Below are 25,242 nucleotides of genomic sequence, written 5' to 3'. Positions count from 1 at the left end.
TCACTCAACGGCCTTTGGACGCGCCCGGTAGTAAAGATCGACCTGAAGTTTCTGTTCGACCTTCAGGGTGCCGTCGGCGCCTTTTGCGTAGGCCAGTCGCGCAATCGCCAGATTCGCAAATGCGTCGAGGGCGGCTTGCAAGAATTTTCGTTGTTGCACTTCCTCGCCGCGCAGGTCGATCTGCAGGGAGAGAGCGATGATCGGCAACGCCGGCAGGGGTTCGTAACGGTAATCGACGCGCACGAGTGCGACGCCAGCCCGGTCCGCGAGTGCGTTCAACGCACGAAGCTGCTCCGGATATTTCTCGAACTCAGGCAGCGCGGCTGCAAATTCAGTGCTGACATCGCGTCGCGTTATCGGCTTCATGGCTGAAGCCGGCTTCGAAGATTGCAAGGCAAGGTACGGAGCGAGCTGCAATGTCGCGCGCTGGATTTCCGCATGCAGCGGGAGATCGACCGTGCCGATCAAAAGGATCCACAAGCCCAAAAGGCCCGCCCCCGCGCTATGCCGCCACTCGACTCGGTTTAATCGACATGTGAGATGCCAGGAAATCAACCGCCGCCAATTTTTGCCGGTCACGGCCGGCCCCATTCGGCGACAAGCGAAAACGAGACACCAGCCGGAGCCGAGACGGGTAGTGGCGGAGGGCTTGCGTCGGCGGCCGGCAGGGCGCTTGTGTCTTCGTTTTTCGCCTGGCTGACCAAACGCACGGACGCCCACGAGCGGTCGCCCTGCAGCGCCACAACGAAATCGAACACGTCCTGTACCCGGCTCGCGACGCCACTGATATTTACGCGTCGGATCGCGCCCGCATCCGGCTCCAGTGTGAGCAACTGGAGTCCAGGCTTCGCTGCCCGCTGAAGGCTGTCCAGCACGTCGAGCCACGGGTATCGCATTTGCGCGAATACCTGGTCGAGCGCAGGCGGCGGCGCGGCCATCCGATATTGGCGCGCCGTGACGTGCCGGGCTGTAGCGTCCACGCGTTCGATCGCGTCTTCACGCTGCGCGAGCAGATGCTGCCGCCACCACAGCGCGTGGACGCAGCCCGAGAACGCGATCACGCAAACGGCGATCCACGGTCGATTCCACCATCGCCGTTCGGCGAAGTTCCAGCGAAGACGGCTCATTCAAAACACTCCGCAGAGCGCGTAGGCGAGACGCGGATCGTCGGCGGGCACGAGACCCTCAGGCGCGAGACCCTTGGGCATTCGTTCGCCGTCCAGCGGTGCCGGCGCGCGACCGATCGGAAACACCCAGGTCGCGTTACAAGGCAGCGGCGGCGAACGGTCCTCGGAAAACGGCTGTACCGTCAGCGAGAGAAGATGCCCGCGCTCATAAGCAATACGCATCAGGCGCGGGCCTTCAATGAGGGCAAGTTCGCCATTTTCGTTCTTCGTATGGACGAGCAAGCGGTTCCAGACGACGCTCAGAGCCGTCTCAATTCGACGCGTGCGGCACTTGTGATGAACCGAAAAGGCTGTAAGCGCGCGGATTTTTTCGTCGGAAATCAGCGCGACGAGGCGCGGCCGGCCGAAGACAAGCGCGGCAAAGCGCAATCGGTGCGCGGAAAAGGGGAGATCGCCGCTCGCGCACTGTTGCGCGAACAACGCCGCCGCCAGCGTGCAGCAAAACGAGGGGTCGGAAAGACGCTCATCCCACGGCAGAACGATATAGCGCACGTGATCGATGCCGACGATCCATTCGATCCCGCCTCGGTGCGGATGCGCTTGAAGCCAGCTCGCAAGCGCTGCGAGCGCGGGCGCGACGTCGTGCATGCCGGACCGGCCGGTCGCGACGAACGGAAGAATGATCTTCGACGTCAATGCCGGTCTTAACCGGCCGCGCACCGTGCAGACGGCCAACGCATCGTGTCCGAGATAGACGCGCAATCGTTCGGACCGGCCGAGTCCGGCAACCGTGCTGCTTATCCGTCTCGCGAATCGAAGCAGACTAGCCCGCATACGTGACACGATTTATCTCCTCCAGGGTCGTCTGGCCGAGCCGCACCGCATCGACCGCCTGCTCGCGCATCTGCCGCATCCCGCGCTCGCGCGCCATCTCCTTCAGCTTGCTCGCCGGCGTCTGCTGCAGGATCGCTTCGCGCAGGTCGTCGTCGAGTGTCAGCACTTCGGCGAGTGCGCGCCGGCCCCGATAACCGCTCCCACGGCATTGCGCGCAACCGCTGCCCTTTCGTAACAGGCCGCCCGCGAGCTGCTCGCGCGTGACGCGCGAATCGTGCAGAAGCGAATCGTCTGGAACGAACGGTGCGGCGCAATGGGTGCAGACGAGCCGGACGAGCCGCTGGGCCACCACGCCGTTGAGCGCCGTGACGAAGCTATACGGGTCGATCTGCATATGCCGAAAGCGGCTCAGTACGTCGAAGACGTTGTTTGCGTGGACGGTGGTGTAGACCACATGACCCGTCAGCGCAGCCTGAATCGCGATCTCCGCTGTTTCGCGATCGCGAATCTCGCCGACCAGGATCCGGTCGGGGTCGTGGCGCAGGATGGAGCGCAGCCCGCGCGCGAATGTCAGCCCCTTCTTTTCGTTCACCGGAATCTGCAGGACGTCGTCGAGCTGGTATTCGACCGGGTCTTCGATCGTGATGATCTTGTCGTCGCCTCGCTTGATTTCGGACAGCGTCGCGTAGAGCGTGGTGGTCTTGCCCGAGCCCGTCGGGCCGGTAACGAGGAGCATGCCGTAGGGCTGGTTCGCGAGCCTGCGTATCACCTGGCGCGTCGTCGGGTCGATGCCCAGCGTGTCCAGATTCAGTTGCGCCATGTCGGTCGTGAGCGACTGACGGTCGAGGATCCGCAGCACGGCGTCTTCGCCGAACAATCCCGGCATGATCGAGACACGGAAATCGACTTCACGTGCCTGGATCGATACCGAAAATCGGCCATCCTGCGGAATGCGTTTTTCGCCGATATCCAGTTCCGCCATCACCTTCAAACGCGACACGACCTGTTCGGACAGGCTTGGGTCGGCAAGCGCGCGCGCCGTGGAAATCACACCGTCGATCCGATACTTGATGGTCAGTCCGCGCAGCGAGTTTTCGAAATGGATATCGGAGACGCGGTTACGGTGGGCATCGTAAAGCGTCGAATTCACGAGGCGCACGACCTGGCTTTCATTGCTGGCGATCGATGTCAGCGAGATCTCTTCGGCCTCTGGCGCGCTTGTGTCCGTCCGGTCGAGCCGGATCAGTTGAGCGAGGGCGTCCTGATCGTTGCCAGAGCGGGCAAGCAACGCCTTCAGTTCGAGCGGATGGGCGAACGCGACATCGAAGTAGCCGTCCAGCCGGTAGCTCGCGAGTGACATCAGCGAATCGTTCCACGGATCGTCGCAGACAAAGGTCCGGGCCCGTTCGCCTTCCGCCTCGTGGAGAACCACGCAGGTGTGCTGCAGACACTCCGCGTAACTAAACGCGGAAAAATCGGGCGTCATGGCTTCCATGCCGGACAGCCGCAGCAATGCCAAGCCGCTTTCGCTCGCTGCAAACAACAGCGTTTCGTCGGGCGTGAATCCTCCGAGCTTTTCCAGCACGGCCAAAACCGGCTCGCCGTCGTTGCGCGCGAGCTCGGTCGCCTTCGCGAGCAGCGCCGCCTGAGTTGCCTCCCCGGTCTGCCGATCGGTCATTGCAGGCTCCCGGCCAGATCGAAAATCGGCAGGTACAACAGCACCACAATCGCACCGATGCCGATTCCCATGAAGAGCATCAACACGGGCTCGACGAGGCGGGCAAACCGTTCGACCCACTGCATGATCTCGCGCTCATGGAACATGGCCGCCTGCTCCAGCATGCCGGCGATCTGGCCGTTGCGCTCGCCGGCGTGCAACAGGCGCCACGCGATCGTCGTCATCAGACCTTCGTTCTGCAGGCTCTCGCTCATTTTCCTGCCTTGAGAAATGCTCGACATCGCGCGGGTCAGGCCCGCCTGAAGCGGAAGCGGCAATAGATCGCGCGTCATTGCGAGCGACGGCAACAGCGCGACGCCGCCTTGCAGCAACATGCCGAGGGATCGATAAAAGCGCGCCAGTTGCATCAGCTTCAAGGTGCCGCCGATCCACCGGATGCGTCCGAGCCACGCCAGACATCGTTGCTGGACGGCCGGGCGCGAGGGCAGCGCGACGGCGGCGATAAGTGTCACAGCGAGACCGCTCAGCGACACGATCGAATGATCACTGACAAACAATCCAAAGCCGATCAGCCATTGCGACAGAAGCGGCAAGTCGGCATGCACCATTCCTTCGTATACGTGTCCGAAGCGGGGCGCGAGGAACCACAACAGAAAGAACGCAACGACAACGCCCGTGAGCAGCAACATGGCCGGATACAGCGAAGCCGAAATCAGTTTCTGACGCACGACGCTGACCTGTCCGTGATATTGCAAAAAGCGGTCGAGCGCCTGCGTCATGCCTCCTGTCTGCTCGCTTGCCGCCACCATGGCGACGAATAACGGCGAGAAACAATCCGGATGCGCGGCCAGCGCGATCGAGAACGCTTTGCCTTGTTGCATGAGGCGATTCAGTTCGGACAGGACATGGTGACCTTTCGATTCAACGCGGGCGTCCGAGCGGTTTTGCCGCCAGCGCTCATCGAGCGTATCGAGCGCCTCTGTGAGCGCAAGTCCGGCGCGCAACAGTGTGAGTAATTCATAGACGAACAGCGATAAGTCGAATCGGTCGCGCCGGAAATAGCGGGCAAGAGAAAAGTGGCGGGACGCGCCCGATCCGCGCGCATTGGCAGCGCAGACCTCCACGATTTGCACTCCCGCTTGCCTTGCGCACCGTACCGCTTCCTGTTGAGCGTCGTCGCGGTTCCCCGCGAACAGTTCGAATTGCTGCAATTGCCCGCGTGCATTCAGCGAGAGCAGCACAAATTTCGTCACGATGCTGGATCACTTTCCGGTTAAAGCCGACTCTCTGACGTCAAGGCTCAGTTATGGATCTCGGGATTTGTATTGGCGCTGGCCGAACTCTTGGCTGCGCCACCCGACGTGATGTCGAAGTCCGTATTGTGCGTACCGGGGTAGATGTACAGATACGGCTTGCCCCACGGATCCGGCGGCACAGGCTTGCTCAGATAGGGACCGCTCCAGCCAGATGCGCCGCCGGCGGGCGCCGTCATGAGCAGCGTCAATCCTTCTTGCGAAGTGGGATAACGGCCGATATCCAGTCGCAATTGATCGACCGCCTTGCTCAAAACATTAATCTGCGCCTTCGCCGTAGTCACTTTTGATTTATCGACGTTGGCAAATAATCGCGGTCCCACGATGCCGGCCAGCAGCCCGATAATCACGAGAACAACCAGCAACTCGAGCAAGGTAAAGCCTTGCCGGCATTTAATCATTCTATTGCTCGCGAGGATGACGGCTTTCCCGTGAGTTGCATTGGACTGATTTTTCTCTTTAATCATCGTCTCACGTTCTTTACTTGAAATAACACTTAGTCATACAGAGTATCCGATACTGAGTTGCGCTCTTGCGGCGGCTTGTCGGCGACCCGGCACGTTCAAGTGCGCGGCCCACGCGGGTCTGAAGCATCGCACATCCGAATTGTGAATTGCAATGTCCATCTCGGATATTTTCGTTTCCGATAGCGCGGGTTCGATAATTTGGCGTTTTTTGTAGGGATCGATAATTAGGGTTGAAAGCTGGGTGGGCATTTCATACCATGAGTCCACGAGTTTCCAGTTCGAAAAAGTTAGGCAGGCTAACAATATTGTTTTAGCCGGCTTAGTTTAAAAAGGCCGATTAACTCGAACAAAAATAATGCAAAAAAGGGGTGAGACAGATGCTTAAGAACGAAGCAGGAGTGGCGCGTGGAATGGGCGATTCGGTCGCCGTTTCTCGCGGCTGGGCGGCGCGACTCGGACTGCGCCGGACGCTCGGGTTTGCGGCTGGTATTGCGCTACTCACGTTATCCGCCGGCGCGTACCCGGCCAGCAGCATCAACTACACGTACGACACGCTGGGCAGGCTTAACAAAGTCTCATATAGCGACGGCGTCAAGACCACCACCATCACCTACAGCTACGACGCCGCGGGCAACCGCACGAGCGTCGTCAGCGCATCGCCGTAAGCGTCGCGGGCCGTCGACGCTACGGCGGCTAGCGGGATACATCGGCGGGTCCCACCGGACTTTTCCGCGCCCAAGACTGGGCGTGAAAGGGATGGTCGTGTCCGATGCCGTCTCGCGAATCCTGAATCAAGCCTTTATCTCTTGAGCACAAGGGAGGGGCCGCTGCGCGCGCAGGTTGGAGACATTCGATGCGATCGCGGCGAGAAGCGCCTAACTACAGAACCACTTCCAAGGAAACGATCGATGTCCGAAGCTGCATCCGTAGGCATCCGCGCGCGCAGTCGCCGTGTTGTCCGCGCACGAAGATGGATTCGCCCTGCCGTGCTTCCCGCACTCGCAGGTCTGCTCGCCTCGTTTCTGAATGTCGCTCACGCCGGCAATCTCCAGTTCTCCAGCGCCACGCCGGCGATTGTCGATATCACCAACACGGCGAACGCGCAGCAAGGTTCGCCGGAGCCAGTCATTCGTCGCGGTCGCGAGACGGCGGCGGCAAGCTCGCGCTCGGCATTGATCCAGCCGGGGCGAGAATTCGCGCCGCAGCCGAACACCCTCAGAGCGGTCATGGCGCCCGTCAGCGACGCGGATGCGGCCGCGCACGATCAGCAGGCAGCCCGCGACGTGCCTGCGGGCGTCAACGCGAATGGCGCGATCGAAACCATCGCGAAGCTCGATGCCAAACGCAAGCATGGCAAAGTCGAGCAAATCAATTTGCAGAACTTCGCGCCGCCGAAGGCGCAAATGTCGCGCAGCCTCGGCATTACCGATTCCAGCGGTATCGTCCATAACGATGCGCCACCGGGGCCGGCGTCGATCGCGGAACTCGCCCGGGCACTGCGCTATCACCCCGACCTGATCTATCAGTTCGTGCGCAACAACATCGAAATCGACCCGGTGCGCGGCATCCACAAAGGGGCGCTCGGCGCGGTGCTGGACAATCAGGGGAGCCCGTTCGACCAGGCGCAGTTGATGGTGTCGCTGCTGAGAACGTCGGGCTACGACGCGAAGTTCGTGCGCGGGGTCGTCAAGCTCAGCGCGCAGCAGTTCGGTGACTGGTACGGCGTGTCCACGGACAACGCCTGCGCCGTGCTGAACCTGATGGGACAGTCGCAGATTCCGGTCTACAGCATCAACGCGACGCAGGCGGGCAGTTGCCCGGGAACGAGCGCGCAACTGACCGATATCTCGATTGAGCACGTTTGGGTCAAGGTCAATATCGACGGCACCTGGTACACGTTCGATCCGAGCTACAAGCCGCATACGGTGAAGCCTGGCATCGACCTGAGCGCGGCCGAGGGTTATAACGCGGCGGCATTCTTGAGGAATGCAACCTCGGGTACGACCGTCACGCCGGATCTCGTGCGCGGCGTGAACCGTACCGGCATTCGCGCAGACCTGCAAACGTCCTCGATGAATCTCGCGAGCTGGATCCGCAAAAACAAGCCGACGGCTACACTCGGCGACATTATCGGCGGCAAGGCGATTGTTCCGTTCTTCGGCGGCGCCGTGCGGCAGACGCAGAATCCCTTGCTGGATACGCGGTGGGCACCCGAAGAGTGGACCGACATTCCCGCCGTCTACAAGCCCACGGTGCGCGTGGTCTATCAGGGTATCGACCAGACCTTCACGTCCGATGCCATCTATGGCAAGCGGCTGACCATCACGTACAACACGTCGAACCAGCCTGTGCTGAAACTCGACGGCGTGGCGATCGGCGCGCCGGGCAGCGCGGTCGCGCCGGGCGCGGACAGCGTGGTGAGTTTCGTCGTATGGCACAACGCCTACACCAGCGCGGCGTCCGACCATGCGTTCGACCAGCACATCAAGGGCGGTGGCACCTATCTGATCGTCAATGGCTGGGGGCCGACAGGTCGCGGCTTGTCGCAAAACTATCTCAGTTATCTGGAGACCATCCGCGCGGCGGGCAACGCAGATAACAGCGAACCCGTGCTCGGCGCGAGCCTCGGCGTCATGGGCGCGCAATGGGTGTCGCAAACGACCGCCAGCGCCGCCATTACCGACCGTCTCGCGAACGCGTACACGGTCCAGCAGCACCAGGTCGGCCTCGCTGGATTCGACAACGGTCCCTATGTCGATTTGCCGAGCAACATGAGTTCCACGGTCCAGATGGCCGGCGACACGAACCTGGAAAGAGCGGTCTTCGACAGCAGCGCAATGCATCTGTCGATTCTAGAATCGACTGCTGTCAATCAGACTTCGGGCGTGTCGGCGGTGTCGACGGTCAAGCTGCTCGACCTGGCGATGAATCAGGGCCAAACGATCTACAACACGGGTGGCGGCCACTACGCGACGGCAATCCAGCCTTCGCTGGTCAATTGCAATGCCCAAGTCGACAACTTCAAGAGTTATATCAACCAGGGCTACCGGTTGCTGATCCCGGGCAACTGCCAGATTGTGGAGAACAACTGGAAAGGCGTTGGTTACTTCGTGCGCGGAGTTGGCAATACGCGCCTGCTTGGTTCGACTATCAGCGGCGGACTGTCGGGCGGCTACTACTCGACGCCCCAAGTGGCGCCTGCCTACAACGTCAACACGATCAACGGCTCGCAGTCGCCGTTCGGCCTCGACAAATCCCCGGGCAACGTTGCCACTGGGGGCGACCCCATCGACATGCTGCACGGCAATTTCCTCTACGAGCATCAGGACGTGAAGACCGGGCTCGGCGATTCGCCCGACAGCCTGAACTTCCAGCGTCTTTACAGCAGCGGAATGAAGAGCCAGTCGGGCCCGGTCGGCCGGGGATGGACGCACAACTATGACATTCGTCTGCGCACGGCATCGGATGGCTTCCTTGGAATGGGCGAGCGCTCGGCGCTGGATGCGGTCGCGACGATCGTCGAACACAAGGCGTCGCTCGACCTGCTGAACGATCCGCTGGCGCCAGCCGAAAAATTCCTGAGCGCAGTCGTGGCCCAGCGCTGGTTTGGCGACCAGCTCATCGATAACACCCGCATCGCGACGTTCGGCTTGAACGGCGAAGTGTTCGTGCGCTTGCCCGATGGCAATTTCAACGCCCCGCCCGGCAAGGCCGTCGCGCTGACGCCGTATGGCGCAACGACGATTTACTCGACGCTTAACGGTGGCCGATATTCGTTCGTCGACGGCAAGGCCGCGCGCTACGATCAGCCGGAAGGCAAGGCAATCGACTTTACCTGGAGCGGAGACTTGCTGACGAAGGTGAGCAACCACGCCGGCCGCAGCTTGACGTTGACGTACTCGAACAACCGCTTGCAAAGCGTCGCGAGTCCGCAGCAGACCGTAGGCTATGCCTACGACTCAGCCGGCAATCTGAGCAGCGTAACCGATCAGGACGGCAACGCGACACGATTCGAGTACGACCAGCCCGGGCGGATCACGAAGTTCTATCAGCAGAGTTTCGCCGGCACGCCGGTGGTGACGAACGTTTATGACACGCTCGGCCGTGTGCAGACGCAGACGAGCGCCGCGGGCAACTTGTTCAATTACTACTTCGCCGGTTACCGCACCGAGGAAGTGGGCCCGGGCGGGTCGAGCCGGACGAACTATATCGACGGCGAAGGGAATTTGCTGCAGGTCGGGGACCCGGTGGGTAACTGGACGTTGAAAGACTTTGACGGCCAGAACCGGCTGGTGCGCGAGACGCGTCCTGAAGGCAATCACACGGACTACGCTTACGACGACGCGACCTGCGCGCTGACTTCGACCGGCTATGTGCGCGGTTGCACGCACAATGTGGCGACCGTGTCACGCTATCCCCGTCCGGGCACGAGCGACCCGGTACTGGTCGATCGGTTCACCTATAACCAGACTTTCGGCAAGGTCGTCACCGCCACGGACGCGCGCGGCCAGCTTACACGGACCTCGTACAACACTGTGGGACAAGCCACGAACATCACGCGGCCGGCGGTAAATGGTGTGTCGCCTGTTACGACATTCACCTACGAAGCGGTCGAGGTCGCGGGCGGCGGCAGCGTCCCGCCGTTCTACCGCCCGGTGCGCGTGACCGAGACGCTGGACGCGACGCGAAGCACTGCGACGGCGATCAGCTACGCAGCCGACTACACCCCGTCGACCACCACCCAGGATGCGGACGGCCAGGCGATCAAAACGGTCACCACGTTCGACACGGAAGGACGGTTGTCGACGAGCAAGCGCGACGGCATCGCGCTGGTCACGAACGCCTACGACAAACGCGGCAACGTGACCCGAACGAACGCGAACCTGCTCGCGGGCGATGAAGTGATCGCTTACGACGCCGACAGCCGCGAGACCATCCGAGGCGTGGCGATCACGGGCGGCGCGATGGTGACGTGCCGTCGTTACAACGCGATGGGCGACATCGTGCGCGTGTGGGGTCCGACGAAGACCGCAAGCGTCGCGACCTGCCCAGCCGAATCCGCACCGACGCCGATCACCGACACGACCTACGACGACCATCATCGCCCGTTGCGAGTGACTCAGTCCTTGGCCGCGGCCGACGGCGGCCCGCGCGTCACCGAGACGCAGTACTACGCCGACGACACCGTGAAGAGCATCCGCCGCGCGCTCGGCACGGGTCTGGAGCAAAGCTACGCGAGCTACACCTACAACCCGAACGGAACGGTCGCGCTCACGAGCGACGCAAAGGGCAACACGACGGTGAATCTGTACGACGGCCACGACCGTCTGTACCGCACGCACTATCCGCTGAACGGACAGCCGGGTATGGGCGATGCGAACAACTTCGAGCAGTACACGTGGGACGCAAAGAGCAACCTGATCGCGTTGAGAAAGCGCGACGGCCAGACCGTCACGCAGACCTTCGACGCACTCGACCGGCTCACGACGCGCACGTTCCCGGGCGGCATCGGCAACGTGCAGTACAGCTACGACTTGCGCGGTTTGAAGACGGCGTCGCAGTACGTCGACGGCAGCCACACGGTGACGAACAGCTACGACGGCATCGGCCAGTTGACGCAGACGAACGCAGGCGGCAGAACGCTGCGCTACACCTACGACGCAGCGGGCAACGTGACCGATGTGGCGTGGCCGGACGGCTTTCACGTCGCGACGACCTACGACACCTACCGCCGGCCATCGCAGATGCTGGAGAACGGCACGCTGAGTCTGGCGAAATACAGCTACGACGTACTGAACCGACGCACGCAGGTGGATCTGGGTAACGGCACGCGCACGGAACTCACCTACGACACCCAGGGCTGGCTGTCGAACCTGAACCACCGCTTCACGAGCAGCACGGAGGATTGGGTCGGGAGCTTCACGCGTAACCAGCTTGGGGACATCAAGCAGGCGAGCGTATCGAACAATCGATACGGCTGGACGCCTGCTGTTTCGACGAGCGCGTACACGTCGAACGCGTTGAACCAGTACACCGGCGTCGCGGGCAAGGCGGTGACGTATGACCTCAACGGCAATCTGACGAGCGATGGGGTGTGGACCTACGGCTACGATCTGGATAACCGTCTGAAGACGGCGAGCCGCGCGGGCACGAACGCGACGCTCAAGTACGACGCGCAAGGCCGGCTGATGCTGAGCACGGTGAACGGCGTCGATACGGGGCTGATGTACGACGGTCAGAAGCTCGCGGCCGAGTACGACGGGGCGGGGACGCTGACGCGTCGGTATGTGTTCGGTCCGGGTGTCGATGCGCCGTTGGTGCAGTACGAAGGCGCGGGCACGAGCGCGAAGAGCTGGTTGTACGCGAATCAGCAGGGCAGCGTCGTGGCGCTGGCGAACGGGACGGGGGCGACGACGGCGAGTCCGGCCTATGGGCCGTTTGGGGAGACGGACGGGACGTTTGCTTCGAGGTTTGGGTATACGGGGCAGCAGTATTTGGCGGGGTTGGGGCTGTACTATTACAAGGCCCGGATGTATTCGCCGGGGCTTGGAAGGTTCTTGCAGACGGATCCGGTGGGATCGAAGGATGATCTGAATCTGTATGCGTATGTGAAGAATAATCCGGTGAATTTGACGGATCCGACGGGGTTGATTGCGTCGCTGTCGGGGAACTTTGGAATCAACGCGACGGCGGCTCCGGCCACTGCGCCCAAGCTTAATGCGCCAGCGATCAGCATGCCGGCAACAGCCGCGGGAACTCAGGCGGGGGTTCAGGTTGCTGTCACTGGAAACTGGTTTGTCGATAAGATTGTGGTGCCGATAGTCTGTCTATATTGCCAACTTCAAGGACAAGAGACTCTACCTGAAGTCCAGTCGGCACCATTGTCTCCTCCGACACCATTCATACAGAAGCCGCCGAAGCGAGATTAATAAACACAGATAGTCCCGGCTTTGCCGTGGGATGCTTACTTAGACGGAACGAGAAAAGTGACGAATCCGATCGATTGGGATCAAGAACCTGATTTGGCAGCGCTCCTGCACGCGATTGATGTGACACGAGTCAACCCTTCGGAGGGAGAGGTGCTGCTGCGCGGGCTTATCGAAAAAGGCTCTGTCCACGCCATGGTGCATCTAGGCTATCTATATGCTCATCGCATCGAAGACGCTGGCGGCTCCGATCTTTGTGAGGCTGAACATTGGTATCGGATGGCATGTGAGGCGGGATCGCCGGAGGCGGGATTTCATTTGGGACGTCTTTATCTAAAGAATCAGAGTAGTGATCAGGCTCGGGAGGCTTTTGAGATTGGCGCGGGTCGTGGTTACGCACCATGCCTTTTCCATTTGGGACGGATTTATCGGGATGGTTTGGGTGTCGAGTCACAGTTTGACCGGGCGCGCGAAATGTTCGAGCGTGCCGCCAGCCTCGATCATATATACGCAAAGCGAGCACTTGGAAGACTGCTACTTTCTGGTCGTTTTGGATTCGCGGGGCGACTCAAAGGGTTGAGGTTAGTTCTTGTCGCAGCAATTGATGCCACCAAAGAGATTCAAAGAAATCCGGATAGCGAGCGGTTGAAGATATGAATTGCCGCCTCAACGGATAAGCCGAAATACGCCGTTGGGGCTGTACTATTACAAGGCGCGGATGTATTCGCCTACGCTTGGAAGGTTCTTGCAAACGGATCCGATCGGTACGAAGGATGATCTGAATCTGTATGCGTATGTGAAGATTAATCCGGTGAATTCGACGGATCCGACGGGGTTGATCGCGAAGACCCAAACTGGGAGTAACTTTAATACCAATGTAGCGGCGGCTCCGGCCACGAATCTGAATGCACCGGCGATCAGCATGCCGGCGAGTCAGATGGGCGATGCGACTCAGGTCGCTGGCGTGAAGAACGGCGACACTATGGGGAACAATGCCCGTGAAAATAGGCAGGCTCAAGACGTTGCCGTGCAGCTTCGATTAAGCGTTCCACAAGCCGATGAATTGCACCGTGCGATTACTAAGCAGGGATATGACTATCAAGAAATCCTTAGGATTGGAAGGGAAATAGCTGGTAAATAATGGAGTGAATAGGGTGCTAAACATAGAAGATATCTTTGCTCCGGTAAGTGGGGAAATCGCTTTCTCAATTACGCAAACTCACGGAAGTTGTTTTTTTATCGAGTTCGGAAGCCCTCACTTGAAAATTCGTGAGCCCAGTGATCCGAGGCCCGACGCAACCGACAGAGTGGCAATCAGCCTACGAAGGCGTCGAGTGTATGTTGTTGGGACGTGGTCGCTTCTTGTCCAGGATTGCAATTGGACGCTGACAAACGAGCAAAAATCTGTCTGTCAGGCGGATACGCCAGAGGATATGGAGAAGCTGTTTCGAGGCGTCGAAGGACAATATCTCGTATCTGTGAGCGTTGTTCAGGCGACGAAAACATGCACGCTGGAGTTCGATCTTGGCGGAAGTTTGAAATTATGGCCACGAAGCGACAGGGATCCGGACCTCGATCCCGAAGAAGATCAATGGCACCTTAGTTATAAGGATGGGTCGTCGGTCGGTTATACAAACGACGGCTCAATCGTGGCTGAGGCAAAGAGCGAACCGGACAAAACCTAAGCGATTGCTAAGCGATACTGTTGCATAACCGAAGGGCCGCGTCAGCGGCCCTTTGCTGTTTTAAGCGGCGGTAAAAACAAGTTTGCGCCGCTCGACGGTGATACGTACGTGCTGGCCGGGAGGAATCCGGCGTGTTCGATCCATCGAGCGGAGAGCTCGATCAGGCGACGATCACCTACGGATCGCTCAACGTCTCAGGCGGCAGCGTCCCGCCGTTCTACCGCCCGGTGCGCGTGACCGAGACGCTGGACGCGACGCGAAGCACCGCGACGGCGATCAGCTACGCAGCCGACTACACCCCGTCGACCACCACCCAGGATGCGGACGGCCAGGCGATCAAAACGGTTACCACGTTCGACACGGAAGGACGGTTGTCGACGAGCAAGCGCGACGCCATCGCGCTGGTCACGAACGCCTACGACAAACGCGGCAACGTGACCCGAACGAACGCGAACCTGCTCGCGGGCGATGAAGTGATCGCTTACGACGCCGACAGCCGCGAGACCATCCGAGGCGTGGCGATCACGGGCGGTGCGATGGTGACGTGCCGTCGTTACAACGCGATGGGCGACATCGTGCGCGTGTGGGGTCCGACGAAGACCCCGAGCGTCGCGACCTGCCCAGCCGAAGCCACCCCGACGCCGATCACCGACACGACCTACGACGACCATCATCGCCCGTTGCGAGTGACTCAATCCTTGGCCGCGGCCGACGGCGGCCCGCGCGTCACCGAGACTCAGTACTACGCCGACGACACCGTGAAGAGCATCCGCCGCGCGCTCGGCACGAGTCTGGAGCAAAGCTACGCGAGCTACACCTACAACCCGAACGGAACGGTCGCGCTCACGAGCGACGCAAAGGGCAACACGACGGTGAATCTGTACGACGGCCACGATCGCCTGTACCGCACGCACTATCCGCTGAACGGACAGCCGGGTATGGGCGATGCGAACAACTTCGAGCAGTACACGTGGGACGCAAAGAGCAACCTGATCGCGTTGAGAAAGCGCGACGGCCAGACCGTGACGCAGACCTTCGACGCACTCGACCGGCTCGCGACGCGCACGTTCCCGGGCGGCATCGGCAACGTGCAGTACAGCTACGACTTGCGCGGCTTGAAGACGGCGTCGCAGTACGTCGACGGCAGCCACACGGTGACGAACAGCTACGACGGCATCGGCCAGTTGACGCAGACGAACGCAGGCGGCCGGACGCTGCGCTACACCTACGACGCAGCGGGCAACGTGACCGATGTGGCGTGGCCGGACGGCTTTCACGTCGCGACGACCTACGACACCTACCGCCGGCCATCGCAGATGCTGGAGAACGGCACGCTGAGTCTGGCGAAATACAGCTACGACGTACTGAACCGACGCACGCAGGTGGATCTGGGTAACGGCACGCGCACGGAACTCACTTACGACACCCAGGGCTGGCTGTCGAACCTGAACCACCGCTTCACGAGCAGCACGGAGGATTGGGTCGGGAGCTTCACGCGTAACCAGCTTGGCGAGATCAAGCAGGCGAGCGTATCGAACAATCGATACGGCTGGACGCCTGCTGTTGCGACGAGCGCGTACACGTCGAACGCGTTGAACCAGTACACCGGCGTGGCGGGCAAGGCGGTGACGTATGACCTCAACGGCAATCTGACGAGCGATGGGGTGTGGACCTACGGCTACGATCTGGATAACCGTCTGAAGACGGCGAGCCGCGCGGGCACGAACGCGACGCTCAAATATGACCCGCAAGGCCGGCTGATGCTGAGCACGGTGAACGGCGTCGATACGGGGCTGATGTACGACGGTCAGAAGCTCGCGGCCGAGTACGACGGGGCAGGGACGCTGACGCGTCGGTATGTGTTCGGTCCGGGTGTCGATGCGCCGCTGGTGCAGTACGAAGGCGTGGGCACAAGCGCGAAGAGCTGGTTGTACGCGAATCAGCAGGGCAGCGTCGTGGCGTTGGCGAACGGGACGGGGGCGACGACGGCGAGTCAGGCCTATGGGAGTTTGGAAGACGGATGGGACGGTGCGTCACCTTACGCTTCTCGACGCGCGGCCCGGCCCCCTCTGATGCCACTTACCCCAAACGACAAAGGGCTGCGCGAAGCGCAGCCCTTTGATTTGTCTTTGGTAGGCCGTACGGGATTCGAACCTGTGACCAACGGATTAAAAGTCCGCTGCTCTACCAGCTGAGCTAACGACCCAAAGAGCCGAAATTATAGTCACCGGCGTTACGGTTTGTCAATCCCTGTGCCATCGCGAATCAAAAATCCGCGCATCGAAACATAATAAAGAACTCGATGCAAAAAGAAAAAGCCCGCAGCACAGCGCTGCGGGCTTTCTCATCGAGAGGCGCGAATTTACACTGCTTCGCTTACTTCACCTGCGACATCTTGCTCTGTGCCGACTGCACGACCTCGGTGCCGGCGTACTGCGAGACGATCTGTTCCAGCGTCTTCTTCGCAGCGGCTTTCTGACCCTGCTCGATCTGGTTGTTCGCGATCGCGAGCAGCGCTTCGGGCGCTCGCGGATGCGTCGGATAGGCCTTCACCAGATTCTGCCAGACTGCCGTCGATCCCTTGTAGTCGCGCTGTGCGTACAGCGCATTGCCGAGCCAATACTGCGCGGTCGGCTGATACGGGCTTTCAGGATACTTCGCTACGAACGCCTTGAACGATGCAGCGGCGTTCTTGAAATCACCGTTACGGAACTGCGTCGACGCAGCGTTGAACGATTCCGTCTCGCCCGGCTGCACGGAGCCCTGCACGCCATCCACCGTCTGTTGCTGGGGCTCGAATTTCTTCACCCGTGCATCGAGATCGGCGTAGTAGTCCTTCTGCTGTTTCTGCAGCGTGGTCAACTCGTTGGACATGTCCTCATTCTGACCTCGAAGCGTCGCGACCTGCTGATTCAACTGGTCGATACGGTTCGATTGATCGAGGATCGTGCGTTGGGCGGCGGACAACTGGTTCGACAGACTGTCCGTCTTCGTGCGCAGGTCGAGCACGGCCTTGCGCGCTTCGTTGTCGTCGAACACGCCGGCATGCGCGGACGTGCCGACGAACGCCGCGCCAATGAGGCAGGCGGCGGCGAGAGTGCGCAACGAGTTCGTGCGCGAGGGGAAGCGTTGCAACATACGGCGACTCACCCGTGACTGGTTACGTTACTGTTGATAAGCGAGATCGGCGCGGCGGTTTTGCGCCCACGACGATTCGTCATGACCCGTCGTTTGCGGCTTTTCCTTGCCGAGACTGACGGCTTCCATCTGCGAATCGGCAACGCCCAGCAGCGACATTGCGCGACGCACTGCTTCAGCACGCTTCTGGCCGAGCGCCAGGTTGTACTCGCTCGTACCGCGTTCGTCGGTGTTGCCCTGGATCAGGACGTGACGCTCCGGATGACCCTTCAGATATTGCGCGTGTTGCGACAGCAGCGGCTGGTAGTCGTCGCGAACGGCGTAGCTGTCGAAGTCGAAGTAGATGCTGCGCTTTGCCAGCGGGCTGTTCGGGTCGTTCAGCGGATCGACGTTCACTTGCTGAACCGCGTTCGGATCGGTTTGCGTGCCGATTGCGCCTTTGTTAGCGTTCGCGCCGTCGTCGAGCTTGACGCCCGAATGACACGCGGCCAAAGCACCGACCATAGCGACTGCAAAGCCGATACGAAGTTTGGACATCATGGTAACTCTCCTAGTGTTATTGCCTGACAACTGCATAAGTTATTGCACGAGTTATCGCACAGGTTATTGCATGAACGGACCCCAGGTCGGCTCGCGAACGCTGCCGCCCTGTACGGACAAGACTTGCCGGGTGCGACCATCGGTCGACACGGCTGCCAACACGCCACGTCCGTTCACCTGGGTGGCGTAGAGGATGTACTGACCATTCGCCGCGAAGCTGGGCGATTCGTCATGCGTCGTGTCGGTCAGTCCCGTCGCCGTGCCGGACCCAAGGTCCTGCAAATACAGCTTGAAACCGCCGCCAGTGCGCGAAATGTACGCGACTTGCTTGCCGTCCGGACTCACGCGCGGGCTCGTATTGTAGTTGCCCGTAAACGTGACGCGCTGTGCCGCGCCGGCGTTTTCGCCGTTCGCGGACATCTTGTAGATCTGGGGCGCGCCACCGCGGTCGCTCGTGAAATAAATGGAATTGCCATCGGGAGAATAGGCCGGCTCGGTATCGATCGAGCTGCCTTGGGTCAGGCGGCGCAAACCGCTGCCATCCGCGTTGACCTGGAAAATCTGCGTGTTGCCGGTGCTCGACAGCGCCACCGCCAACCGGCGGCCGTCCGGCGACCACGCCGGCGCGCTGTTATTGCCCTTCTGGTTCGACACCACGACGCGCTTGCCCGTCGGCAGGTCGTGGATATACACCACCGGCTTTTTCTTCTCGAACGAAACGTAGGCGACCTTGGTGCCATCAGGCGACCACGCCGGCGAGATGATCGGCTCCGGGCTCGACAGGGCGATATGCGCGTCCTGGCCGTCGGAATCCGAAATTTGAAGCTGATAACGCCCGCCCGTCTGAATGACGTACGACAGCCGCGTCGCGAACACGCCACGCCCGCCGAGCAGCTTCGCGTAGATGTAATCCGCGACCTTGTGCGCGCTCATGCGCAGCCCGCTCTCCGGGCTTACCAGCGAGAGGCCGCCGAGGCTCTGCTGCTTGACCGTATCGTAGAGACGGAAGCGCACTTCGAATTGACCGTTCGCGAGACGCGTCACGCTGCCCGAAACGAACGCGTCCGCGCCTTTCGCCTTCCAACTGCCGAGATCGACGGAATCGGTTTCCGACACGGCGGTGCCGCCCGCGTCGATATTCGTGAACTTGCCGCTGCGCTGCAAATCCTGACGGATGATCGCGCTCACTTGTTGCGGCGAATTCCCCTCGTTCGCGAAATTCGCGGTGGCGATCGGAAACTGGGTCGAACCGACGCCCGTCACGAGGACATTCAACTGCGCGTGCGCTGCACCGCCGACCGCGATCAGGCACGATGCCACCAGCGTTTTCAGGCCAAGCTTCGTCATCAAACTCATGCTGTATAGGTTCCAGAAAAAGCGTTTTTAACTATCCGCGACTGCAAGACAGACCGGCGTCCGCACAAATCGTTCCCGATCACGCGTCGCGCCGATCAGCCTCCAGCGGGCCGCAGCGTGATTGTGAACGTCGCGGGCGCCTGGCCGTTGGTGTCGGTCGGCATCGGATCGGAACGCTGCACGGCGCGTAGCGCGGCCTCGTCCCATTGATCGTTGCCGCTCGAACGGCGGATCGTTGCCGAGAGCAGCGTGCCGGTTGGCGAACACCGCACTGCAACAACCGTTTCGAGTCCCGCCGTTTCACCCGCCCAGACGATATTCGGCCGCACGCGGCGCTGCACCTTCTCAGCGTATCCCGCCGACGTCGCCGTACCGCCCGCGCCGGTTCCCGTGCCACTCTTCGCCAGCCCTTCGCCGCTCGAACTCGTGCCGCCGCCTGCCTGTCCCTGCAACTGCGCCAAGCGCGCGCGGCGTTCCGCATCGACCTTGGCTTTCGCCTGGGCATCGGCCTTCGCCTTCGCCTGGGCGTCGGCTTTCGCCTTCGCCTGGGCGTCCGCCTTGGCTTTCGCCTGCTCATCGGCCTTCGCCTTGGCTTCCTGCTGATCCTTCAGTTGCTCAGCTTTCTTGTCTTCGGCCTGCTTGTCCTGCTGCGCCTTCAACTGTTGCTGCTTTTGTTGTTCGAGCTGCTTTTGCTTGTCGGCCTGCTTCTGCTTTTCCTGCGCGGCCTTCTGCGCGGCGGCCATCGCAGCCTGCTGCGCGGCGAGTTGCTGCTGGCGCTTGGCCTCGGCTTCCTGCTGCGCCTGTTGTTGCTGGCGACGTTGCTCGTCTAGTTGCGCTTCACGCGCCGCCGCTTCCTGCTTGCGTTTCTTTTCCTGCAGCGCGATGTCCGCCTCGTCGTCCTTCGCGGGCGGCGGCGCGGGCTGCACTTTCACAGGCGCGGGCGGCGGCGGGAGAGGGCGGGGCGTGAGCGTGTTGAGATCGGGGATCTCGGTCCAGATTTCCGCTTCGGCGCCGGCCGGCGTGTTGTTCTGCCAGTTGACGCCGTGATACAGAAACCAGCCGAGCAGCACATGCATCAGCGCGGCGAGCGCGAATGCTTTCCACGTGCCGCGCTCGCGCGGCGGCCGGATCGGCCTCAGGGATCGGGCGCGGGTCTGCCTGGCGGTCATTGCGATTTGACTAGCAACCCGACGCGTTTCACCCCGCGCGCCTTCATGTCGGACATCACGTTCATGACGACTTCGTATTTGACGGTTTTGTCGGCGGCGATCACGACCGGCTGATCAGGATGCAATTCCTGACGATTCAGCACGAACGAGTTGAGTTCGTCCTTCGTCATATTCTGTTGCTGCGCGGCCGCGCCTTCTTCCTTGTAGCGCACGTTCATGCTGCCGTCGGCCTTGATATTGACGACGACCGGCGGCGTCTGCTCTTGCGGCTGCGCATTGCCGACCGTCGGCAGATTGATGATGGACGGCGAAACGAGCGGTGCCGTCACCATGAAAATGACGAGCAAAACGAGCATCACGTCGATATACGGCACGACATTGATGTCGGCCATCGCGCGGCGCGAACTGCCGCGCATGCTGGAACGCATTGGGCCTCCTGCCATCGTTGCTCCTTAGTGCGCCTGGCGCTGCAAGATGTTCGAGAACTCTTCGATAAACGTTTCGAAGCGGATCGCGAGACGGTCGATGTCGTGCGCGTAACGGTTGTACGCGACCACGGCGGGAATTGCGGCGAACAGGCCGATCGCGGTGGCGACGAGCGCTTCGGCAATGCCCGGCGCCACGTTCGCAAGCGTCGCCTGCTGCACGTTGGCGAGCCCGCGGAACGAATTCATGATCCCCCAGACCGTGCCGAACAGACCGATATACGGACTGACCGAGCCGACCGACGCGAGGAACGCCAGATTCGCTTCGAGGACGTCCATTTCACGCTGGAAGGCCGCGCGCATCGCGCGGCGCGAACCGTCGAGGATCGCGCTCGGATCGGTCATGCGGCGTTCCTTCGCTTTCAGAAACTCGCGCATGCCGGATTCGAAAATGCGTTCGAGCGCGCCGATCGTGTGGCGATTGTTCGCCGCGCTCTGATACAGCGCCTGCAGGTCGCCGCCCGACCAGAAATCGCGTTCGAAACGCTCCGTTTGCGCGCGGGCGCGGCGGATCGCGAACCACTTCCGGAAAATGAAAGTCCACGAGAGCAGCGACAGCAGCAGCAGCAGCGCCATCACGGCCTGCGCCAGCAGGCTCGCGTGGATTACGAGAGAAATGATCGACAGGTCTTGTGTAGTGTTCATAAAGGTCCGCTGTTACGTCCCGAAAGGGGCGTCCGGTCGACACACGCCCGTTCGCCGCCCGGTTGGGCGGCAAGCGCGGGCTGGACGCCGGCTCATGCTGGGTGCTGCATCCCGTAACGGACGCGCAGTGCTCTGCTTAGTGCGCTTCACGCCGATACGAGTTCATTGGCTGTGTTCAAACGAAACGGACGAGCTCCGGGTTGACAACGCATGCTCACCCGCCGCGATCCCGCCAACTCCGACGGGACCAACGCGCAGCGCCTCGAGAACGTGCGCGGGAATGGCGGTGGGGCGGATCGACGCGTGATCGACCGAGGCTACCCGGATGTCGCCGGTTGCCAGCAGAACCTCGCCGCGCCACGCTTCCTGATGGAAATCGACCGAAGCCCGTCCCAGCCGCGCGATCCGGCTTACGATCCGCACGAGATCGTCGAGTCGCGCAGGCGCGCTGTAATCCAGCGTTGTGCGCTTCACGACGAACACCACGCCATGCGATTCGACGAGCTTGCGCTGGTCGACGCCGCACGCACGCAGCCATTCGGTGCGCGCCCGTTCGAAAAACTTCAGATAGTTGGCGTAAAAGACGATGCCGCCCGCGTCCGTGTCCTCGTAATACACGCGAACCGGCCATTCGAAGTTCAAAGGGCCGTTCGCCTGCGGAGGCTCGCTGCTAGACATATTCATCCATACATTTTACCGGAAGCCGCGCGGGGCACGCCAAACTGTCGTGCCCCGCGTGCCATTGCGCCGCGTCAGCCGCGGTGAATTTGCAACGGACCGAAGGTTTGCGCGACCGGCATGAGTTCGATCGTGTTGATGTTGACGTGCGCCGGACGGGTCGCGATCCAGTAGATGGCGTCCGCGATGTCCTCGGCGGTGAGCGGCTGAACGTCCTTGTAGACGCCGGCCGCTTTCTCGTCGTCGCCCTTGAACCGTACGTTCGAGAATTCCGTGCCGCCGCACAGTCCCGGCTCGATGTCGGTGACGCGCAACGCCGTGCCCGCGAGATCGGCGCGCAGGTTGAGGCTGAACTGGCGCACGAACGCCTTGGTTGCGCCGTACACGTTGCCGCCCGGATACGGGTAACTCGCCGCGACCGAGCCGAGATTGAAGACGTGCCCGCGATTACGCTCGACCATGCCCGGCAGCAGCGCGCGAGTCACGGAGACGAGGCCCTTGCAGTTCGTGTCGATCATGTTGGTCCAGTCGTCGAGGTTCGCGCGATGCGCCGGTTCGAGCCCGAGCGCGAGGCCCGCGTTGTTCACCAGCACATCCACTTGCGCGAACGGTTCCGGCAGCGACGCGATGGCCGCATCGATCCCGGCGGCGTCGCGCACGTCGAGTTCGACCGGCAACAGCGCGTCACCGAGTTCCTTCGACAGCGCGAGCAGTCGATCCTTGCGGCGCGCCGTCGCGATCACACGATGGCCGCCCTTAACGAAAGTACGGGCGATGGCGGCGCCGAATCCGGCGGATGCGCCTGTGACGAAAACGATCATGTTCGGAATCCGTTTGGTTGAGACAAGAACGGCCGGCGCGGCGCAAAACCCGGCGAGCCGCGCCGGCAAAGGCGAACAGCGTACTTCCAATGGTGCGGCGCGGCAAGCCGCGTAGCCGGCTAGTGTATTTCGCTCAGTGCAAAGATTAACGTTCAAACCCTATTTTTAACATACCGGGAAATGCGATCCCGGAACGCACGCGCGGCCCGGTTGCCTATTCGGATGCAGCCCATTAAACTACACCGCTCTAACCCTGCGTGACTGGCGATAGAATCTTCGGATTCAAGGTGGAAAAACCCACCGGGAAGCGCAGGGTGTCGTTTTGCCGTTCGCCTGGGCAGCTGAGATCCGCGCGCCGTCGTTGCGTTGCCGGAGGCTGTCCGTCTTGCGCGAGTGAATTCTTCGCTCCGCCGCGCCCGGACTTCTCCCGCTTCCCTCGCTTTGCGCCGTCGAGTATCACTGCATCGGCGGTGTGCGTGCACGCGCGATCCGGTCAACCTGTACCTATCCAACGGAAAACGTATGTTTGACAGAGCCCAAAGCACCATCGCCCAAGTCGATCCCGAGTTGTTCAAGGCGATCGAGCAAGAAAACCGCCGCCAGGAAGATCACATCGAACTGATCGCCTCGGAAAACTACACGAGCCCGGCCGTCATGGCCGCGCAAGGCTCGCAACTGACGAACAAATACGCCGAAGGTTATCCCGGCAAGCGCTACTACGGTGGCTGCGAATACGTGGATATCGTCGAGCAATTGGCTATCGACCGTGTGAAGGAACTGTTCGGCGCGGAAGCCGCGAACGTGCAGCCCAACTCGGGTTCGCAAGCGAACCAGGGCGTGTTCTTCGCGATGCTCAAGCCGGGCGACACGATCATGGGCATGAGCCTCGCCGAGGGCGGCCATCTGACGCACGGCTCGCCCGTGAACATGTCGGGAAAGTGGTTCAAGGTGGTGAGCTACGGCCTGAACGAAGCCGAAGACATCGACTACGACAAGACCGAAGAACTCGCGAAGGAACACAAGCCGAAGCTGATCGTGGCCGGCGCATCGGCGTTCGCGCTGAAGATCGACTTCGAACGTCTCTCGAAAATCGCGAAGAGCGTGGGCGCTTACTTCATGGTCGATATGGCGCATTACGCGGGTCTGATTGCTGCAGGCGTCTATCCGAACCCGGTTCCGTTCGCCGATTTCGTCACGACCACCACGCACAAGAGCCTGCGCGGCCCGCGCGGCGGCGTCATCCTGATGAAGGCGGAGTTCGAGAAGCAGATCAACTCGGCCATTTTCCCGGGCATTCAGGGCGGCCCGCTCATGCACGTGATCGCCGGCAAGGCGGTGGCGTTCAAGGAAGCGCTCGCGCCGGAGTTCAAGGAATATCAGCAACGCGTGGTCGACAATGCGCGCGTGCTGGCTGAAACGCTGGTGAAACGCGGTCTGCGCATCGTGTCGGGCCGCACCGAAAGCCACGTCATGCTCGTCGATTTGCGCGCGAAAAAGATCACCGGCAAGGCTGCGGAAGCCGCGCTCGGCGCCGCGCACATCACGGTGAACAAGAACGCGATCCCGAACGATCCGGAAAAGCCGTTCGTCACGAGCGGCGTGCGACTCGGTTCGCCCGCGATGACCACGCGCGGCTTCGGCACGGCGGAAGCCGAAGCGGTCGGCAACCTGATCGCCGATGTGCTGGACGCGCCGGAAGACGCGGCGAACCTGGAACGTGTCCGCGCGAAGGTGGCCGAGCTGACCAAGCGTTTCCCGGTCTACGGCTAAGCAATGCACTGCCCTTTCTGCCGTCACGACGACACGCAAGTGGTGGATTCGCGCGTGTCCGAGGACGGCGCGGCGATCCGGCGGCGACGCCGCTGCCCGGCCTGCGACAAGCGTTTCACGACGTATGAGCGGGTCGAGCTGGCGTTGCCGTCGGTCGTCAAGAAAGACGGCAGCCGCACGGAGTTCGATCGGCGGAAGATTGTCGCGAGCATGCAACTGGCGCTTAGAAAGCGCCCGGTTGCGGCCGATGCGGTCGACGCGGCGGTCGCCCGCGTCGAATATCAGTTGCTCGGCAGCGGCGAGCGCGAAGTTCGCAGCGAACGACTCGGTGAGCTCGTGATGAACGAGCTGCGCCAGTTGGACACTATCGCCTACGTGCGTTTTGCGTCCGTGTACAAACGTTTCGAAGACGTCTCGGAATTCGAGGACGTGCTCGAAGAGTTTCGTCGCGCGGCACCTCGCAAACCTGCTTCCCGCAAGCGCTAGACCTCGTTTCATCGCTTTTCTCCCGTGATCGCTTCGACAGTGTGTCGGAGTTTTTGCGCGTCCGATACTCGTCCGAACGGCTAATGGCGGCGCCCTGAATTTCTGTCTAGATTGAGCGCTGGTC

At 61.4% G+C, this 25,242-nt stretch carries 22 protein-coding genes, 1 tRNA gene, 1 pseudogene and 1 riboswitch; of the genes and pseudogenes, 8 read left to right on the top strand and 16 right to left on the bottom strand.

The window, feature by feature from the left end; translation table 11 throughout:
- From AC3D25_RS13060 to gspG, 6 genes are all read right to left on the bottom strand, one after another.
- Positions 1-579 (bottom strand): hypothetical protein, encoded by a 579-nt coding sequence (locus AC3D25_RS13060; RefSeq protein WP_488888795.1) that lies wholly within the window; start codon positions 577-579, stop codon positions 1-3.
- The gene (locus tag AC3D25_RS13055) at positions 576-1,127 is read right to left on the bottom strand and encodes a PilN domain-containing protein (protein ID WP_488888794.1); all 552 of its coding nucleotides are present in this window, start codon (positions 1,125-1,127) and stop codon (positions 576-578) included. The genes AC3D25_RS13060 and AC3D25_RS13055 overlap by 4 nt, the downstream gene beginning before the upstream one ends.
- The gene (locus tag AC3D25_RS13050) at positions 1,128-1,889 is read right to left on the bottom strand and encodes a hypothetical protein (protein ID WP_488888793.1); all 762 of its coding nucleotides are present in this window, start codon (positions 1,887-1,889) and stop codon (positions 1,128-1,130) included.
- Positions 1,890-1,950: 61 nt separating this feature from the next.
- The gene (locus AC3D25_RS13045) at positions 1,951-3,639 is read right to left on the bottom strand and encodes a GspE/PulE family protein (RefSeq protein ID WP_488888792.1); all 1,689 of its coding nucleotides are present in this window, start codon (positions 3,637-3,639) and stop codon (positions 1,951-1,953) included.
- Entirely contained in the window at positions 3,636-4,892 is a 1,257-nt protein-coding gene (locus AC3D25_RS13040) for a type II secretion system F family protein (protein WP_488888791.1), read from the bottom strand. Before AC3D25_RS13040 ends, AC3D25_RS13045 begins: the two co-directional genes overlap by 4 nt.
- A 47-nt stretch (positions 4,893-4,939) precedes the next feature.
- Positions 4,940-5,419: a type II secretion system major pseudopilin GspG gene (gene gspG, locus AC3D25_RS13035; RefSeq protein WP_488888790.1), complete on the bottom strand. Its 480-nt coding sequence runs from the start codon at positions 5,417-5,419 to the stop codon at positions 4,940-4,942.
- Positions 5,420-5,796: 377 nt separating this feature from the next.
- On the opposite strand from gspG, the gene AC3D25_RS13030 reads away from it, so the two are divergent.
- From AC3D25_RS13030 to AC3D25_RS13005, 6 genes and pseudogenes are all read left to right on the top strand, one after another.
- Positions 5,797-6,084 carry an RHS repeat domain-containing protein gene (locus tag AC3D25_RS13030; protein WP_488888789.1) on the top strand — a complete coding sequence of 96 codons (288 nt, stop codon included), beginning with the start codon at positions 5,797-5,799 and terminating at the stop codon, positions 6,082-6,084.
- A 321-nt stretch (positions 6,085-6,405) separates the two neighbouring features.
- Positions 6,406-12,348: an RHS repeat-associated core domain-containing protein gene (locus AC3D25_RS13025; protein ID WP_488888788.1), complete on the top strand. Its 5,943-nt coding sequence runs from the start codon at positions 6,406-6,408 to the stop codon at positions 12,346-12,348.
- A 57-nt stretch (positions 12,349-12,405) separates the two neighbouring features.
- Positions 12,406-13,002, top strand: a complete 597-nt coding sequence (locus AC3D25_RS13020) for a tetratricopeptide repeat protein (RefSeq protein ID WP_488888787.1) — start codon at positions 12,406-12,408, stop codon at positions 13,000-13,002.
- Between the two features lies 1 nt (position 13,003).
- Positions 13,004-13,486 (top strand): RHS repeat-associated core domain-containing protein, encoded by a 483-nt coding sequence (locus AC3D25_RS13015; protein WP_488888786.1) that lies wholly within the window; start codon positions 13,004-13,006, stop codon positions 13,484-13,486.
- A 13-nt stretch (positions 13,487-13,499) separates the two neighbouring features.
- On the top strand, positions 13,500-14,030 hold the full coding sequence (locus AC3D25_RS13010; protein ID WP_488888785.1) for a hypothetical protein: 531 nt from the start codon (positions 13,500-13,502) through the stop codon (positions 14,028-14,030).
- A gap of 536 nt (positions 14,031-14,566) precedes the next feature.
- Positions 14,567-15,415 (top strand): annotated as a pseudogene (locus tag AC3D25_RS13005) (RHS repeat-associated core domain-containing protein); the annotation flags it as partial.
- Between the two features lie 32 nt (positions 15,416-15,447).
- Here the strand turns inward: AC3D25_RS13005 and AC3D25_RS13000 are convergent.
- The 10 genes from AC3D25_RS13000 to ydfG all read right to left on the bottom strand — a co-directional run bounded on the left by AC3D25_RS13000 (position 15,448) and on the right by ydfG (position 22,862).
- On the bottom strand, positions 15,448-15,672 hold the full coding sequence (locus AC3D25_RS13000; protein ID WP_488888784.1) for a hypothetical protein: 225 nt from the start codon (positions 15,670-15,672) through the stop codon (positions 15,448-15,450).
- A gap of 488 nt (positions 15,673-16,160) precedes the next feature.
- A tRNA-Lys gene (locus AC3D25_RS12995) sits at positions 16,161-16,236 on the bottom strand.
- A gap of 170 nt (positions 16,237-16,406) precedes the next feature.
- Entirely contained in the window at positions 16,407-17,168 is a 762-nt protein-coding gene (ybgF, locus tag AC3D25_RS12990) for a tol-pal system protein YbgF (protein WP_488888783.1), read from the bottom strand.
- A 27-nt stretch (positions 17,169-17,195) separates the two neighbouring features.
- Complete coding sequence (pal, locus tag AC3D25_RS12985; protein ID WP_488888782.1) at positions 17,196-17,708, bottom strand: peptidoglycan-associated lipoprotein Pal; 513 nt, start codon at positions 17,706-17,708, stop codon at positions 17,196-17,198.
- 63 nt (positions 17,709-17,771) lie between these two features.
- Entirely contained in the window at positions 17,772-19,064 is a 1,293-nt protein-coding gene (gene tolB / locus AC3D25_RS12980; protein WP_488888781.1) for a Tol-Pal system beta propeller repeat protein TolB, read from the bottom strand.
- A gap of 95 nt (positions 19,065-19,159) precedes the next feature.
- The gene (tolA, locus tag AC3D25_RS12975; RefSeq protein WP_488888780.1) at positions 19,160-20,233 is read right to left on the bottom strand and encodes a cell envelope integrity protein TolA; all 1,074 of its coding nucleotides are present in this window, start codon (positions 20,231-20,233) and stop codon (positions 19,160-19,162) included.
- Complete coding sequence (gene tolR, locus AC3D25_RS12970) at positions 20,230-20,676, bottom strand: protein TolR (protein WP_488888779.1); 447 nt, start codon at positions 20,674-20,676, stop codon at positions 20,230-20,232. Before tolR ends, tolA begins: the two co-directional genes overlap by 4 nt.
- A gap of 9 nt (positions 20,677-20,685) precedes the next feature.
- Entirely contained in the window at positions 20,686-21,363 is a 678-nt protein-coding gene (gene tolQ, locus AC3D25_RS12965) for a protein TolQ (protein ID WP_488888778.1), read from the bottom strand.
- 162 nt (positions 21,364-21,525) lie between these two features.
- A complete protein-coding gene (ybgC, locus tag AC3D25_RS12960; protein ID WP_488888777.1) occupies positions 21,526-22,041 on the bottom strand; it encodes a tol-pal system-associated acyl-CoA thioesterase in 516 nt (171 codons plus the stop codon).
- A 74-nt stretch (positions 22,042-22,115) separates the two neighbouring features.
- Positions 22,116-22,862: a bifunctional NADP-dependent 3-hydroxy acid dehydrogenase/3-hydroxypropionate dehydrogenase YdfG gene (gene ydfG / locus AC3D25_RS12955; RefSeq protein ID WP_488888776.1), complete on the bottom strand. Its 747-nt coding sequence runs from the start codon at positions 22,860-22,862 to the stop codon at positions 22,116-22,118.
- A 247-nt stretch (positions 22,863-23,109) separates the two neighbouring features.
- Positions 23,110-23,208, top strand: a riboswitch (ZMP/ZTP riboswitch).
- A 176-nt stretch (positions 23,209-23,384) separates the two neighbouring features.
- Between ydfG and glyA the strand changes: the two genes are divergently transcribed.
- Together glyA and nrdR are read left to right on the top strand one after the other, a co-directional pair.
- The gene (gene glyA / locus AC3D25_RS12950) at positions 23,385-24,632 is read left to right on the top strand and encodes a serine hydroxymethyltransferase (protein ID WP_488888775.1); all 1,248 of its coding nucleotides are present in this window, start codon (positions 23,385-23,387) and stop codon (positions 24,630-24,632) included.
- Positions 24,633-24,635: 3 nt separating this feature from the next.
- A complete protein-coding gene (nrdR, locus tag AC3D25_RS12945) occupies positions 24,636-25,118 on the top strand; it encodes a transcriptional regulator NrdR (RefSeq protein ID WP_488888774.1) in 483 nt (160 codons plus the stop codon).
- The last annotated feature ends 124 nt before the right edge of the window (positions 25,119-25,242 follow it).

The organism is Caballeronia sp. SL1002 (assembly GCF_057814995.1).
This window is presented reverse-complemented; position numbering and strand designations above follow the sequence as displayed.

Bases quoted from the DNA above. Each gene is read 5' to 3' on its own strand.
- AC3D25_RS13055 (WP_488888794.1), bottom strand. From the start codon at position 1,127: ATGAGCCGTCTTCGCTGGAACTTCGCCGAACGGCGATGGTGGAATCGA.
- AC3D25_RS13045 (WP_488888792.1), bottom strand. From the start codon at position 3,639: ATGACCGATCGGCAGACCGGGGAGGCAACTCAGGCGGCGCTGCTCGCG.
- gspG (WP_488888790.1), bottom strand. From the start codon at position 5,419: ATGATTAAAGAGAAAAATCAGTCCAATGCAACTCACGGGAAAGCCGTC.
- AC3D25_RS13030 (WP_488888789.1), top strand. From the start codon at position 5,797: ATGCTTAAGAACGAAGCAGGAGTGGCGCGTGGAATGGGCGATTCGGTC.
- ybgF (WP_488888783.1), bottom strand. From the start codon at position 17,168: ATGTTGCAACGCTTCCCCTCGCGCACGAACTCGTTGCGCACTCTCGCC.
- pal (WP_488888782.1), bottom strand. From the start codon at position 17,708: ATGATGTCCAAACTTCGTATCGGCTTTGCAGTCGCTATGGTCGGTGCT.
- tolB (WP_488888781.1), bottom strand. From the start codon at position 19,064: ATGAGTTTGATGACGAAGCTTGGCCTGAAAACGCTGGTGGCATCGTGC.
- tolA (WP_488888780.1), bottom strand. From the start codon at position 20,233: ATGACCGCCAGGCAGACCCGCGCCCGATCCCTGAGGCCGATCCGGCCG.
- tolR (WP_488888779.1), bottom strand. From the start codon at position 20,676: ATGGCAGGAGGCCCAATGCGTTCCAGCATGCGCGGCAGTTCGCGCCGC.
- tolQ (WP_488888778.1), bottom strand. From the start codon at position 21,363: ATGAACACTACACAAGACCTGTCGATCATTTCTCTCGTAATCCACGCG.
- ybgC (WP_488888777.1), bottom strand. From the start codon at position 22,041: ATGTCTAGCAGCGAGCCTCCGCAGGCGAACGGCCCTTTGAACTTCGAA.
- ydfG (WP_488888776.1), bottom strand. From the start codon at position 22,862: ATGATCGTTTTCGTCACAGGCGCATCCGCCGGATTCGGCGCCGCCATC.
- glyA (WP_488888775.1), top strand. From the start codon at position 23,385: ATGTTTGACAGAGCCCAAAGCACCATCGCCCAAGTCGATCCCGAGTTG.
- nrdR (WP_488888774.1), top strand. From the start codon at position 24,636: ATGCACTGCCCTTTCTGCCGTCACGACGACACGCAAGTGGTGGATTCG.